The sequence below is a fragment of the Rhodobacter sp. P2_H5 genome, from assembly GCF_056403335.1.
This window is the reverse complement of the sequence record NZ_JBFUFS010000002.1, coordinates 324,905-338,172: the sequence shown is the minus strand read 5'-3', so window position 1 is coordinate 338,172 and position 13,268 is coordinate 324,905. Positions and strand designations below refer to the sequence as shown.

Here is a 13,268-nt window from a genome sequence, read left to right as displayed (position 1 = left end):
CGCGCGCTCAATCGGCCGGGGATTGCGGTTGCCGGATCCAGCCGCCCTGCCCTGCGACAAAGGTCACTGCGGCGGCGCTGGCAAAGCTGGCGCTCGCGTCGTCATAGGCATGGCGCAGAACGCTGATCCGCTGCGGCTCGATCTCCAGCAGGTTGAAATCGTTGACCTCGCCGCGCAGCCGGTTCGACAGGCTGGTACCGGCGTGCACTTGCAGCGCCGACATCCGGCCCTCCACCGTCGCGAAGGGGTCGGCCCGCCAGCTGTGCAGATGACCGGAGAGCACAACATCGGTCCCCGCCTCGGACAGGGCCTGAAGCCCAAGCGAGGCATTGCGCATCAGGCTCTTGTGGTCGTCGGATTTCTGTTCAAGCGGATGGTGCACCACCACCACGCGGATGCGGTCATCGACCGCCTTGGTGAACTCTGCCGCGATCCGGCGCATGGCGCGGGTGCGGAACCAGCCCTGCTGCCAGGCAAAGCGGTTGACGGTGTTGACCCCGACCACGACGATCTCGTCATCGACGAAGCTTGGCTCCAGATCCGGGCTGATCCAGCGGCGATAGCGGCGCCACGGCCGCAGCAGCCGCACGAAGACATTGTGCAGCGGCAGGTCGTGGTTGCCCGGTATGGTCAGGACCGGCGCGCGCAGCTTGGCAATGAACCCGGCCGCCGCCGCGAACTGCGCCGCTGTGGCGCGCTGCGTCAGATCGCCCGAGATCACCACCAAATGCGGGTGCAGACGGTTCACCGACTGGATCAGCGGGTCCAGCAATTCGGCTCGGTCGCGCCCGAAATGCAGGTCGGAGATATGAACGAGCCGCCTCATCGCGGTCTGTCGGCGGCGGATTCGGGGACGATCACGGTCAGCGCATCCTCGATGACTTCCATCTTGAAGGGCGAGGCCATCCGCTCCCGCTCGCCGTCCCGCGCGATATAGCGTTGGCGGTTGCCCAGACGCCCGGTCCCCTCGATCGTGATCTGCCTGCCGCTCAGCACTTCGAACTTGCGATCGGGCAGGCCGCCGCCGAGGCCGATCTTCACCGCCGACCGCAGCATTTCAAACCGGCTGCAGTCCGGTGCAATGAAGACGACCAGCTTGCCCTCCTCGATCAGCTCGGCGCCTTCGACGGCCATCTCCTTGAGCTGGTAGGCGTTGTTCACCACGAAGACGAGCGGCGAGTGCACGTCACGGGTTTCGCCATCCGCAGTGATGCGCAGCCGCAGGGGCGCGCGCACTGTCGACAGGGTCTTGATGACCGCCCAATAGGCCGCGATCTGGCTGCGGCCCCAGCGCTTGTAGATGCCCTCGCGGACCTCCAGAATGGCGGGATAGGCGCCCAGGCTGGCATTGTTCAGAAAGACGCGATCGTTGATCTCGGCGATGCGCAGGGGGCGCGTCCTGCCCTCGACGATCACCTTGGCCGCGGCCTCGACCTCCATCGGCAGGTCAAGCGACCTCGCGAAGTAATTGAAGGTGCCAAGCGGCAGGATCCCCATCACCACATCGCTGCCACGCAGGGCCGAGGCTACGGCGCAGATCGTGCCATCGCCGCCGCCGGCCACGATGGTCTTGAAGCCCGCATCGCGCAGCTTGCGGGTCTCGGCTTCGATCTGCGTGCCGTCCTCGATCAGCTTCACAGTGCACGAGGCGCCCAGCGCCGCGAAGGCGGCCTTTACGCCATCGGGCCCGGTCCCAGCCTCCTGTTTGCCGGCTCCGGCGTTCATGATGATGCAGATGTCGGAACTGTCCAAGGCGTGGTCCTCGCGCGGTTGATGGGGGTCGTCGCGGTGGAAAGGAAGCGTCGGGGCGGCCGGCTGGTCCTGGCCAGAGGCGAAACCCTGCCGCTGCGCGGGCCCGGCGATCATTCCGCACCTTGGGCGTAAAGGTGCAGCACCCGGTCTTCCTGCAGACCGCCAACCCAGGAGAAACCGCCGCTGCGGCCGAAATCCTCGATCTGGAGGGTCGGAAAGACGAAGTATTTGGGGGCGACATGGGCCTGGGCAGCCGCAAAGACCACCCGCCCGATCCTGGCAAAGCGCATGGCGGCCAGGCACATCTCGCAGGGTTGCAGGGTCGAGATCAGGGTGCAATCGGACAGGTCGGTGCGGTCCAGCGTCGCCGCCGCCCGCGAGATGGCGACCATTTCGGCATGTCTGGTTGGATCGGAATGGAGGTGAACCTCGTTCTCTCCGGTGGCGATGACCTGCCCGTCGCGCAGCACCGCGGCGGCGATGCCAGCCTTGCCGCTGTCCTGCGCCGCCTGAAGTGCGCGGGTCACCGCCTCATCCATCGCGGCGCGCTCTGCCGCAACCGGCCCGGCGTGGGGGGGTTGGCTGAAGGTGGGGGGCAGCATGGTCAGACGCGCCAACGCGCAGGGACTGCGGGGCAAAGGACGCAGGCCCCCTTGGAAGGGTCAGAGGGTGCTGGCAGCTTGCGGGCCATGTTCGCGCCTTTCCTGCGGTTCCACAGGCTGAGAACCCGCGAAACTGCGGCTGGTTCCCGGCGGGATCACATTCCGTCGGGTCCCGGACGCAGCTTCAGGCCCGGGCGCGTCGGCCCCTGACAGCGCAGGCGCAAAAGGGCGCGGCCTGCCGCGCCCTTCCGTTGCGGACTCCGGGCCACCAGGCGTTGGCCGGGGTCAGATCAGCCCCAGCACAGCTCGGTGCCCTTGGCGGTGTCGATGGACTCCACCCCGGCGACCGGCTTGTCGGTGACCAGGTTCACCCCGGTGTTGAAGAAGGTCAGGCCGTTCGATGCCACCGGCTTGGTGCCGTCCTTGGCAAAGGCCACGATCGCTTCGACGCCCAAGGCCGCCATCTTCAGCGGATATTGCTGCGAGGTGGCGCCGATCACGCCTGCCTTGACGTTGGCCACCCCGGGGCAGCCGCCATCGACCGAGACGATCAGCGCGGTCTTGCCCGCCGCTTTCAGCACCTGGAAGGCGCCCTCTGCGGCCGGTTCGTTGATCGTATAGACCAGGTTGATGTCGGGGTCTTTGGTCAGCAGCGTCTCCATCGCCTTCTGGCCACCCGCCGGGCTTCCCTCGGAGGTTTCATGGCCGACGACGCGGGGGTCGGTTTCAGAGCCCAGAACGGTCAGATCCGGCACCTCGATGCCAAAGCCCTTGAGGAACCCGGTATCCCGCGCCACATCGACCGAGATATTGTCCTTGTTGATGTCGAGCATCGCGATCTTGGCCTTGGAGGTGTCGCCCATCGTGGCGGCGGCCCATTTGCCGATCAGCAGACCCGCTTCAAAGTTGTCGGTGGCAAAGGTGATGTCCTGCGCGTCCTTGTCGCCGAGCGGCGTGTCCAGCGCGATGACCAGAAGCCCTGCGGCGCGCGCCTCTTTCAGCGCCGGGCCGACCGAGTCGCTGGCCGGAGTGATCAGGATGCCCTTGGCGCCGGCGGTTACGCAATTCTCGATCGCGGTGATCTGCGGCGTCGCATCGGTGTCTTTCTCGCCGGCGAAGGCCTGCAGTTCGATCCCGGCCTTCTTGGCCGCAGCCTCGGCCCCGTCGCGCATCTTCACGAAGAAGGGGTTGGTGTTGTTCTTGGTGATCAGACAGGCGAGATCGGCGGCGGAAGCCGAGCCTGCGATCATGGCAAGCGTGGCGGCGCCCGCCAGAGCGGCGATCCTGAATTTCATGTGCTATCCTCCCAGATCAGGCAGGACCACCCCGCCTGTAGCCCGGTAAAACTCGGCTTAGGCGCTCTGATCCGTCAACGCTAAAAACTTTGCGTAAGGCCCGAGGGGATCGCGGGGCGCGGCGCGAGACCCCTCAGGGGGCGGTGGGCAGCGGGCGCCCCTTCGCCTCCTCGGCGTCCTTGCGGGCGGGCTTAGGGTGGAGGTTTTCAAACAGCCGCTTGACCGTCGCCTTGGTGTTCTCGGGCGCGAAAGCCCATTCGCGGATCAAAAGCGCCGCCCCGCGCACCCCGGCTTGCGGGTCATGCTTGGACAGGGCCAGCGACAGGTTGCGCGTCGCGAGCGGCAGGCAGCGCTGATAGACCATCTCGCGCACGCCTGAAAGGATATGGTCCGAAGTTTCGGCCAGCATGCCGCCGATGATGATCTTGTCGGGGTTCAGGATGCTGACCAGATCGGCGATCACCTCGCCCAGGACACGCCCGGCCTGACGAACGAGCTGAACCGCCTCGGGGACATTGCCGCGCACGAGGTCGACGACATCGCGCGCCGTTTGCGTGCGGTAGCCCAGCGCGCGCAGGTCCCGGGCGATGGCCCAGCCCGCAGCATGGGCCTCGACACAGCCCATCTTGCCGCAGCGGCAAAGCTTGGCCCCCTCGGTCACCAGCTGGATGTGGCCAATGTCGCCCGAAGCGCCGCTGGCCCCGCGAAACAGGCGCTCATCCGCCATGATGCCGCAGCCGATTCCAGTGCCGATCTTCACAAAGGCAATCTGAACCGCCTTGTTGGCATGCAGATCGACCTCGGCCATGGCCAGAAGGTTGACGTCATTGTCGACCATGACCGGGATCGGCAAGAGCTTGCCCAGATAGCCGCGAATGTCGAAATCGTCCCACCCGGCCATGACGGAGGGGCCGACCACGCTGCCTTCGCGGAAATTCACCGGGGCGGGCAAGGACAGCCCAAGCCCGACCAGATCCTGGATCCGGCGGTTCAGCGTCACGATCAACCGGGCCGCCGCCAGCGCGATCTGGGTCAGCGTGGTCTGCGGGCTTTGGTTCATGTCGAAAGGGATCGTCTCCTCGATCAGGACAGAGGGCGCAAGATCGGTGATGGCGATGTGCAGATGCGTCTCCCCCACATCCGCCGCGGCAATCAGCGCCGCGGCATTGTTCAGCCGGATCGGCCGCCGGGGCCGCCCGCCGGACAGCATCAGCTCATCGCCCTCGGTGATGATCTTAGCCTCGAACAGCTCGGACAGGCGCTGGCCGATGGTCACCCGGCTGAGGCCCGTCACCTCGGCCAGATGGCCGCGCGACAGCCCGCTGCGCGAGGCCACGATCCGGGGCAACAGGGCCAGCGCCCCCATGGAGGGCAGCAAGGGGCGTTTGGTGTCGGGTGACATCTGCCTGATCCTTGGGCTTTTGAGGTGACCTATCGCGCGCAGAACGAAACGCCGCGCGGGTTGCTTGCGAATTCGCAACCCTTTTGTAAAGAAACAGATCAAAGGCGTTATGTAAACTATCATTTATATGCAGAAAGGAGGCATCGCATTACCCTTTCAGCAGAGCCGGGGGGAGGTTCTGTCGGTTCTGAACACATTGGGAGGAATGTGATGACACTTCTGAAAAGCATGCTGCGTGGCGGCACGGCCCTGACGCTTGTGGCGGCCCTGGCCGGCGCCGCACAGGCCGGCGACAAGCCCAAGGTCTTGATGCTGTTCTCCTATCTCGGCGATCACGCCTATGTCCGCCAGTTCAACGTGGCCGCCGGGCGCGCCAAGGTGATTGACGATGTGCAGATCGAGGTGAAGTCGGGCACATCGCGCGGGGATGTGAACTTCTTCATCCAGGAAATCGTCAATGCGACGGCGGATGGCTACAAGGTGATCGCCGTCAACACCGGCGCTACTTCGGATGGCCTGGTGGCGGCCTTGAACGAGGCGACCAAGGCGGGCGTGAAGGTCATGTCCTTTGACGGCGCCCCGCCGCCGATCACCGACCTGACCGCGCAGGTCACCTATGATTCCACCGGGGCCGAAAAGGCTGTGGTCGATGAATTTGTGAAACTTCTGCCCGAGGGCGGCGAGATCGGCACCATCCGCTGCATCGCGGGCCTGGCCGATACCGATGCCTTCATGAACGCCTTTATCGAAGCGGCCAAGCCGACCAAGCTGAAGATCGTGGCCGAGGGCGATGCCAAATGCGACCCCAACAACTCGCGCACCATCGCCGAGGGCATGCTGAACGCCCATCCGAACCTGGTGGCGATCTATGACATCTTCGACGTCTCGGCCCAGGGCACCGAACAGGCGCTGGCGGCGGCGGGGTCCAAGGTGATCCTCGGTTCGATCGGCGGGCAGGAATATGCGCTGAAAACCATCGCGGCGGGCGATGCCAACTGGAAGTTCACCGTGCCCTACCCCTTCGAGGTGATTGCCCGCACCGCCACCGACACCGCCGCCGACATCGCGCGCGGCAAGCCGGTCGAGGCCAAGGTCATCGTCCCGCCGCAGCCGGTGCAGACGGCCGAGAATGCCGGCGCCATGGTGCAAATGGTCTCGGATGTGGTGGCCGGCAAAGTCGATGCCTTGGTGAAGTGACGCCATGACAAACCCCGCTGACCCGCAAAACGGGCCGGCCGGTGCAACCTTGGTCGGACGGCGAGACAGGCTCGCCGTCCTGCTGACCCTCTTGCACTCCGGCCCCATCGTGATCCTGATCGTGCTGCTGGCGATCTTCGGCGCCCTCGCCGACAACTTCCTGTCGCTGCGCAACCTGCAGAACCTGCTGGCGCAAAGCGCCATCGTCTGCGCCCTGGGGCTGGGGCAGTTCCTGGTCATTCTGGTGCGCGGCGTCGATGTCTCGGTCGGCAGTACGATCGCGCTCAGCGTCGTGGTCGTGGCGACCGTGACCGGGGTGGATGCGCCGAGTTCGCTGGCGCAGATCGTCCTTTACCCCTTGGTCGGCCTTGCGGTCGGGATGGCCAATGGCGTGATGATCGTGAAGGGCGGCATACCGCAGCCTCTGGTGGTGACCGTCGCCATGCTGGGCATCGTGGCCGGGGTGGCGCTTTTGATCAGCGGCGGCAACACGCTGGTCGGCGTCTCGCCTGCCGTGCATTGGCTGGCCAATGGCAAGGTGCTGGGCATTCCCGCCGGTGCGCTTCTGGTGGTGGGCCTTTGCCTGGTGTTCTGGGCGCTCCTGCGCCGAACCCAATGGGGGCGCTGGCTTTATGCGGTGGGCGGCAACCCGGATGTGGCGCAATGGGTCGGCCTGCCGCGCGACCGCCTGATCATGAGCGCCTATGCCCTTTGCGGCACCATGGCCGGGGTGGCCGGGATGCTGTACCACGGGCGCACCGGATCGGCCTCGCCCCTGTCCGGCGCGGGCTACGAGCTGGACGCGATCACCGCCGTTGTGGTCGGCGGCGCGAGCCTCTTCGGCGGGCGCGGCAACATCGCCAATGTGCTATGTGGCGCCCTGATCATCGCGGTGATCCGGGGCGGTTTGCAGCAATTGAACGTCTCGCCCTTCTGGTCCTCGGTCGCCATCGGCATCGGCATTCTGGTGGCGCTGGAGCTGGATGTGATCCGCAAAAGGGTGGAAACCCGCATCCGCGTCTTGCGCGCAAGGCAGGTGAACGCATGAGTGGCATGGGCCAAAAAACCGTCCTGTCGATCCGCGAGGCGCGCAAGTCCTATGGCTTTGTCACCGCGCTGGCCGGCGCCTCGCTGGATCTGTACGAGGGCGAGATCCTGGCGCTGCTGGGCGACAATGGCGCGGGCAAATCAACGCTGATCAAGGCGATCAGCGGCATCGTGCAGATCGATTCCGGGGAGATGGCGCTGGATGGTGCGCCTTTGCGCCTGCGCTCGCCTTCCGATGCGCGGGGGGCGGGGATCGAGACGGTGTTTCAGGACCTTGCGGTCTTTGACAACCTCAGCGTCTCGGACAATTTCCTGATCGGGCATGAAGAGACTTGGCCGCGCTGGATGGGGCCTTTGGGCTTTGTCTCGGCCAAGGCGGAGCGCGAAAGCTGGCGGCGTCACGCGGCCGAACTCAGCGTCGGTCATGTGCCCCCGGGGCAGGAGATCGGCCTGATGTCGGGCGGTCAGCGCCAGGCGGTGGCGGTGGCCCGCGCCGTGGCCTTTGCCCGCCGGGTGATCATCCTGGACGAGCCCACTGCCGCCCTCGGCGTGCGCGAATCCGATGAGATCTTGTCGATGGTCCGCGACCTGCCCAAACGCGACCTGTCGGTCATCATCGTCAGCCACAACATGGACCATGTGGTGCGGGTGGCCGACCGCGCCGTAGTGATGCGCCGGGGCCGCGATGTCGGCCAGATGCCGGTACGCGACGGCGTGCAGAAGGACCTTGTCGCCATGATCATGGGGGCCACCTGACGCCCGCAAAAAGCTGGCATGGGCCCTCCCCTGCCGAAAATACAGCCCATCCAAGGAAGTACCCACATGTCTGCCACCCCGAAGGATATGGCCAACGCCATCCGCGCCCTGGCGATGGACGCCGTCCAGCGCGCCAACTCTGGCCATCCCGGCATGCCGATGGGCATGGCCGAGATCGGTCTTGCCCTCTGGCGCCAGCATTTGCGGCACAACCCGGCCAACCCCGGCTGGATCAACCGCGACCGCTTTGTGCTGTCGAACGGCCATGGCTCGATGCTGATCTATGCCTTGCTGCATCTGACCGGCTATGACCTGACGATCGAGGATATCAAGGCCCTCCGCACCCTGCACAGCAAGACCCCAGGCCACCCCGAGCGCGGCTATACCCCGGGGGTCGAAACCACGACCGGCCCTCTGGGCCAAGGCATCGCCAATGCCGTCGGCATGGCCATGGCCGAGACGATTTTGGCGGGCCGCTTCAACCGCCCGGGGTTCGACGTGATCGACCATCACACCTATGCCTTTGTCGGTGATGGCTGCCTGATGGAGGGCATCTCGCACGAGGCCTGTTCCCTGGCCGGAACCCTTGGCCTTGGCAAGCTGATCGCGCTTTACGACGACAACGGGATCTCGATTGATGGCCATGTCGAGGGCTGGTTCACCGATGACACGCCCGGCCGCTTTCGCGCCTATGGCTGGCAGGTCATCGCGGATGTCGATGGCCATGACGTAGCCGCCGTCTCGGCCGCCATTGCCGAAGCGAAGCTGGACACCGCCCGCCCGACGCTGATCTGCTGCAAGACCGCCATCGGCAAAGGCGCCCCCACCAAGGAGGGCAGTCATGATAGCCACGGCTCGCCCCTGGGCGAGGCCGAGATCGCCGCGACCCGCGCCGCCATCGGTTGGCCCCATGCGCCCTTTGTCATCCCGGCGGACATCTCCGCCGCTTGGTCGATGCGCGACGATGGCGCAAGGATGGAGGCGGACTGGCTTGCCACCTTTGCCGCCTATCGTGACGCCCACCCTGCCCTCGCCCAGGATCTGGAGCGCTGCATGGCGGGCGCCCTGCCCGATGGTTTCGCGTCCGAGGCCGAGCATTTCCTGGCCCGGATCGCCGGAGAGGCCAAGCCCGTCGCCACCCGCAAGACCAGCCTGGATGCGATCACAGAATTCTCCCCCCTGATGCCGGAACTGATCGGCGGCTCGGCGGATCTGGCCAGTTCGAACCTGACGAACTGGGCGGGCATGGTGCCCATAACCAAGGGGCGCGGCGGCAATTACGTCTATTACGGCGTGCGGGAGTTCGGGATGGCCGCCATCATGAACGGCATGGCCGCGCATGGCGGGGTGCGGCCTTTTGGGGCGACCTACCTCGCCTTCTCGGACTATGCGCACAACGCGATCCGGATGGCGGCATTGATGAAGCTGGGGGTGATCCATGTGCTGACGCATGACTCGATTGCCTTGGGCCAGGACGGCCCCACCCACCAGCCGATCGAGCATCTGGCCAGCCTGCGGATGATCCCGAACCTTGACCTCTGGCGGCCCTTCGACGGGGCGGAGGCCGCCGTGGCCTGGACCGTGGCGCTGGAGAATGGGACCAAACCCACCGTCCTGGCGCTCAGCCGTCAGGGCTTGTCGGCGCAGGTCCGCGACGCCGCGACCCTCGCCGCCATAAGGCGCGGCGGCTATGTCTTGGTCCGCGAAACGGTCCCTCTGAAGGCGATCATTCTGGCCACCGGGTCCGAGGTTGAAATCGCGGTGGAGGCCGCAGCCCGGCTTTCGGCCACCGAAGGCGGCATCCGTGTCGTCTCGATGCCCTCCTGCCATGTGTTTGACCAGCAATCCCAGGAGTGGCGCGACAGCGTGCTGCCCAAGGGCGTGCCCATCGTCTCGGTCGAGGCGGGCACCACGCATGGCTGGCACCGCTATGTCGGACCGAACGGCCGCTGCATCGGCATCGACAGTTTCGGCGAATCCGCCGCACCTTCGGTGCTTTACAAGCACTTCGGCCTGACCTCAGATGCCGTCCTTGCGGCGGTGGAAAGCGTACTTTGATGGCGGAATACCTGATTGGACTGGACTTCGGCTCGGCCTCGGCGCGCGGGGTTCTGGTCGATACCGCCACCGGCCGCGAGGTCGCGAGCCATGTCGAAGAGTACCGCCACGGCACGCTGACCAATGCCCTGCCCGACGGCACGCCCTTGGAGCGCGGCTGGGCCTTGCAGGTGGCGCAGGATTATCTGGATGCGGTGCGGCCGATCCTGACCAGGCTGGGCCAGGGGCGGCGCGTTCTGGGCATCGGGCTGGGCTTCACCGCCAGCTCGCCGATGCCGACGGATGCGGCGGGCACGGCGCTGTCCGCGCTTTATCCCCATGACCCGCATGCCTATGTGAAGCTTTGGAAACATGCGGCGCAACCGCAGGCCGACCGGATCAACGCGCGCGGCGGCGCCTATCTTGACCGCTTCGGCGGCAAGCTCTCGGGCGAATGGCTCTTGCCCAAGGCGGCGCAGATCGCCGAGGAGGCGCCGCTCAGCTGGGCGCGCACCGCCCGTTTCATCGAGGCGGGCGATTGGCTGGTCTGGCAGCTGGTGGGGCAAGAGGTCCGCAGCCTCGGCTTTGCCGCCTACAAGGCGCAATACGACCCCGCGCACGGCTATCCCCAAGGCATCGTCGAGGGGCTGGAACAGCGCCTCTCGCCCCCCCTGCCCGTGGGGTCAAAGGCGGGCGATCTGACCGAGGCCTGGTTGAAGGAAACCGGCATCCTCGGGCCCTGCGCCGTGGCCGTGGCGGTGATCGACAGCCATGTGGTTCTGCCCGCCATCGGCGCCGTGCAGGATGGCTGCTTTGTGGGGGCGCTTGGCACTTCGGCGGCCTCGCTGATGCTCAGCCATGACCCGCACCCCCTGCCCAAGGGCATCGAGGGCACCGCGCGGGACGGCTCGATCCGCGGGCTTTGGTGCTATGAGGCGGGGCAGGCGGCCTTTGGCGACTTGCTCAACTGGTTTGTCACCAGCTTTCCGCGCGGCAGGGATGCGGCGGAAAGCTTTGCCGCCTATAACGCGGCGGCGGCGGGCTTGCAGCCGGGGCAGAACCGCCTCTTCGCGCTGGACTGGTGGAGCGGCAACCGCGTGCCGCATGCCAATTCGGCGCTGAGCGGCTTGCTGGTCGGCCTGACCTTGCAAACCGACGCCATCAGCATCTACCGGGCGCTGCTTGAATCGCTCTGCTACGGCATGCGGCAGGTCTTCGCGCTGTACGAGGACGGCGGCTTTGCCGTCCGCCGCATCGTGATGACCAGCGGCCTTGCCACCCGCAATCCCCTCCTCGTGCAGATCATGGCCAATGTGCTGGGCCGCAGCATCGAGGTCCCCGATATCGAGAACTCCACTGCGGTCGGCGCCGCCGTCCACGGCGCCGTGGCCTGCGGTCTGGTCGAGGATTTCGCGGCGGGCGCGGCGCGGTTCGGGGCGAAATCGGCCACGGTCTACCACGCCGACCCCGAGGCTTTCGCGATCTACAGCCAGATCTTCGATCACTACGCCGCCCTGTCGCAGGATCCCAAGATCAAGGCGGCGATGGAATGCCTCGCCACGCTGCTGCCCCTTGCCCCAGAGGCGCTGCCCGCCTCTGCCTGACACCCGCCGCTGCCTCCGGCCCCCTGACCGGAGGCGGCAGAGCCTGTTGACAGGGCCCGCCCGATTTTGCTAACGCAGGGTCATGGTGCCGGGCACCTGCCGCCTGCTGATGAAAATCACGGTGAAGCCCGGACGGACCACACGCTATCCCTCCCCCCGAATGCATTTCGTGGATGGCAATGCAGGCCCCCTCCGCTTCGAAATGCGTATCCGAGGAGTGGGCGATGCCTGTCGCACCTGCATATGAAAACCGTTTCCTGACCGCCCCTGTCGGTCGGTTGTTCTGGACCAATGCCGTGCCAATGGCGCTGGTCATGTCGATGAGCGGGCTGCTCAATGTCGTGGATGCCGCCTTTCTGGGGCATTTCGTCGGGGCCGCGGCCCTGACCGCCGTCAGCCTGAGCTTTCCAGTGGCGATGCTCACCATCGCCCTGTCCACCCTGGTCAGCGGCGGCATGTCGAGCCTTCTTGCCCGCCGTCTCGGCGCCGGCGACATCCCGGCTGCGGGGGCGGTTTTTGCCGCGGCACATGGTCTGGCGCTGGCGATTGCCCTTGGACTCGCGGCTGGCTTTTTCGCGCTGGGGCCCTGGGGCCTGCGCCATCTGTCCGGCGCGGAAGGCGAGGCGCTGGGGATGGCGCAGCGCTTCCTGATGATCCTGATCTGTGGCACGCCGGTGCAGTTCCTGCTGGGGCTGCATGCCGATGCGCTGCGCAACGAGGGGCGGGCCGGGCTTCTGGCGCTGTTGTCGGTGGCGGTCACGCTGGCCAATATCGCGTTGAATTATGGTCTGATCGTGGGGTTCCACCTTGGCGTTGCCGGCTCTGCCCTTGGCACCGTGCTGGCGCAGGCCATGGGCCTGGGGCTGCTGGTCACGGTGCGCCTGCGCGATGCGCGCCTGCTGCCGCTGGGCGTACTCCTCCGCCACAGCTGGGCCCGCGGCTGGGGGCAGATCCTGGCGCTCGGGGCGCCGCTGAGCCTCAGCTTCATCGGCATGGCGCTGGTCACGGCCACCGTGATCGGCACGCTGATGACGCAAGGGGCTGCGGGCAGCGCAGAGAGTGTCGCGGCTTACGGCATCGTCATCCGGATCCTCGGTTTCACCTTCATGCCGATGATGGCGATTGCGATGGCGATGCAAAGCATCGTCGGCAACAATTTCGGGGCCAGGCTGACGCAAAGGTCGGACAAAGCCCTGCGCCTCGCCCTGGCGGCGGCCTTCACCTATTGCCTTGCGATCGAGCTGGCGCTCTTCGCCGCCAAATCCCGGATCGGCGCCGGTTTTGTCGAGGCGCCGGGCGTGGTGGCCGAGGTTGGCACCATCCTGGCCCCGATGCTGACGCTCTATCTCAGCGTTGGGCCGGTGCTGGTGCTGGCCCTCTATTTTCAGGCGATAGGCCAGCCCGGCCGCGCAGCCGCCCTGACCCTGACCAAGCCCTTCCTGCTAAGCCCGCTGCTTGTCCTCGGCTTCGCGGGCCTCTGGGGCGCGCGGGCGCTTTGGCTCGCCTTTCCCATGGGAGACGCGGTGATGCTGGCCCTTGCCGCCCTCTTGCTGATCAGCGCCATCCGGCGCTGAGG

The 13,268-nt window shown here is 66.4% G+C and carries 11 protein-coding genes; 6 read left to right on the top strand and 5 right to left on the bottom strand.

Annotated features, from left to right (window positions below):
* Nucleotides 1-7: 7 nt before the first annotated feature.
* From AC1DVR_RS03765 to AC1DVR_RS03745, 5 genes are all read right to left on the bottom strand, one after another.
* Nucleotides 8-826 carry a metallophosphoesterase family protein gene (locus AC1DVR_RS03765; RefSeq protein ID WP_477999186.1) on the bottom strand — a complete coding sequence of 273 codons (819 nt, stop codon included), beginning with the start codon at nt 824-826 and terminating at the stop codon, nt 8-10.
* Nucleotides 823-1,866, bottom strand: a complete 1,044-nt coding sequence (locus AC1DVR_RS03760) for a diacylglycerol/lipid kinase family protein (protein ID WP_477999185.1) — start codon at nt 1,864-1,866, stop codon at nt 823-825. Before AC1DVR_RS03760 ends, AC1DVR_RS03765 begins: the two co-directional genes overlap by 4 nt.
* A complete protein-coding gene (locus AC1DVR_RS03755) occupies nt 1,863-2,354 on the bottom strand; it encodes a nucleoside deaminase (protein WP_477999184.1) in 492 nt (163 codons plus the stop codon). Before AC1DVR_RS03755 ends, AC1DVR_RS03760 begins: the two co-directional genes overlap by 4 nt.
* A 290-nt stretch (nt 2,355-2,644) precedes the next feature.
* The gene (locus AC1DVR_RS03750; RefSeq protein WP_477999183.1) at nt 2,645-3,649 is read right to left on the bottom strand and encodes a substrate-binding domain-containing protein; all 1,005 of its coding nucleotides are present in this window, start codon (nt 3,647-3,649) and stop codon (nt 2,645-2,647) included.
* Nucleotides 3,650-3,782: 133 nt separating this feature from the next.
* On the bottom strand, nt 3,783-5,051 hold the full coding sequence (locus AC1DVR_RS03745) for an ROK family protein (protein WP_477999182.1): 1,269 nt from the start codon (nt 5,049-5,051) through the stop codon (nt 3,783-3,785).
* 210 nt (nt 5,052-5,261) lie between these two features.
* On the opposite strand from AC1DVR_RS03745, the gene AC1DVR_RS03740 reads away from it, so the two are divergent.
* The 6 genes from AC1DVR_RS03740 (at nt 5,262) to AC1DVR_RS03715 (ending at nt 13,266) form a co-directional block, all read left to right on the top strand.
* Nucleotides 5,262-6,248 carry a sugar ABC transporter substrate-binding protein gene (locus AC1DVR_RS03740; RefSeq protein ID WP_477999181.1) on the top strand — a complete coding sequence of 329 codons (987 nt, stop codon included), beginning with the start codon at nt 5,262-5,264 and terminating at the stop codon, nt 6,246-6,248.
* A 4-nt stretch (nt 6,249-6,252) separates the two neighbouring features.
* Complete coding sequence (locus AC1DVR_RS03735; protein ID WP_477999180.1) at nt 6,253-7,296, top strand: ABC transporter permease; 1,044 nt, start codon at nt 6,253-6,255, stop codon at nt 7,294-7,296.
* A gap of 5 nt (nt 7,297-7,301) precedes the next feature.
* Nucleotides 7,302-8,051: an ATP-binding cassette domain-containing protein gene (locus AC1DVR_RS03730; RefSeq protein ID WP_477999179.1), complete on the top strand. Its 750-nt coding sequence runs from the start codon at nt 7,302-7,304 to the stop codon at nt 8,049-8,051.
* Between the two features lie 66 nt (nt 8,052-8,117).
* Nucleotides 8,118-10,109 carry a transketolase gene (tkt, locus tag AC1DVR_RS03725; protein WP_477999178.1) on the top strand — a complete coding sequence of 664 codons (1,992 nt, stop codon included), beginning with the start codon at nt 8,118-8,120 and terminating at the stop codon, nt 10,107-10,109.
* Nucleotides 10,109-11,692, top strand: a complete 1,584-nt coding sequence (locus AC1DVR_RS03720; RefSeq protein ID WP_477999177.1) for an FGGY-family carbohydrate kinase — start codon at nt 10,109-10,111, stop codon at nt 11,690-11,692. The genes tkt and AC1DVR_RS03720 overlap by 1 nt, the downstream gene beginning before the upstream one ends.
* A gap of 224 nt (nt 11,693-11,916) precedes the next feature.
* Complete coding sequence (locus AC1DVR_RS03715) at nt 11,917-13,266, top strand: MATE family efflux transporter (protein ID WP_477999176.1); 1,350 nt, start codon at nt 11,917-11,919, stop codon at nt 13,264-13,266.
* Nucleotides 13,267-13,268: the final 2 nt, after the last annotated feature.

Coding starts and splice junctions, on each gene's coding strand:
- AC1DVR_RS03765 (WP_477999186.1), bottom strand. CDS start 826: ATGAGGCGGCTCGTTCATATCTCCGACCTGCATTTCGGGCGCGACCGA.
- AC1DVR_RS03760 (WP_477999185.1), bottom strand. CDS start 1,866: ATGATCGCCGGGCCCGCGCAGCGGCAGGGTTTCGCCTCTGGCCAGGAC.
- AC1DVR_RS03755 (WP_477999184.1), bottom strand. CDS start 2,354: ATGCTGCCCCCCACCTTCAGCCAACCCCCCCACGCCGGGCCGGTTGCG.
- AC1DVR_RS03750 (WP_477999183.1), bottom strand. CDS start 3,649: ATGAAATTCAGGATCGCCGCTCTGGCGGGCGCCGCCACGCTTGCCATG.
- AC1DVR_RS03745 (WP_477999182.1), bottom strand. CDS start 5,051: ATGTCACCCGACACCAAACGCCCCTTGCTGCCCTCCATGGGGGCGCTG.
- AC1DVR_RS03740 (WP_477999181.1), top strand. CDS start 5,262: ATGACACTTCTGAAAAGCATGCTGCGTGGCGGCACGGCCCTGACGCTT.
- AC1DVR_RS03735 (WP_477999180.1), top strand. CDS start 6,253: ATGACAAACCCCGCTGACCCGCAAAACGGGCCGGCCGGTGCAACCTTG.
- AC1DVR_RS03730 (WP_477999179.1), top strand. CDS start 7,302: ATGGGCCAAAAAACCGTCCTGTCGATCCGCGAGGCGCGCAAGTCCTAT.
- tkt (WP_477999178.1), top strand. CDS start 8,118: ATGTCTGCCACCCCGAAGGATATGGCCAACGCCATCCGCGCCCTGGCG.
- AC1DVR_RS03720 (WP_477999177.1), top strand. CDS start 10,109: ATGGCGGAATACCTGATTGGACTGGACTTCGGCTCGGCCTCGGCGCGC.
- AC1DVR_RS03715 (WP_477999176.1), top strand. CDS start 11,917: ATGCCTGTCGCACCTGCATATGAAAACCGTTTCCTGACCGCCCCTGTC.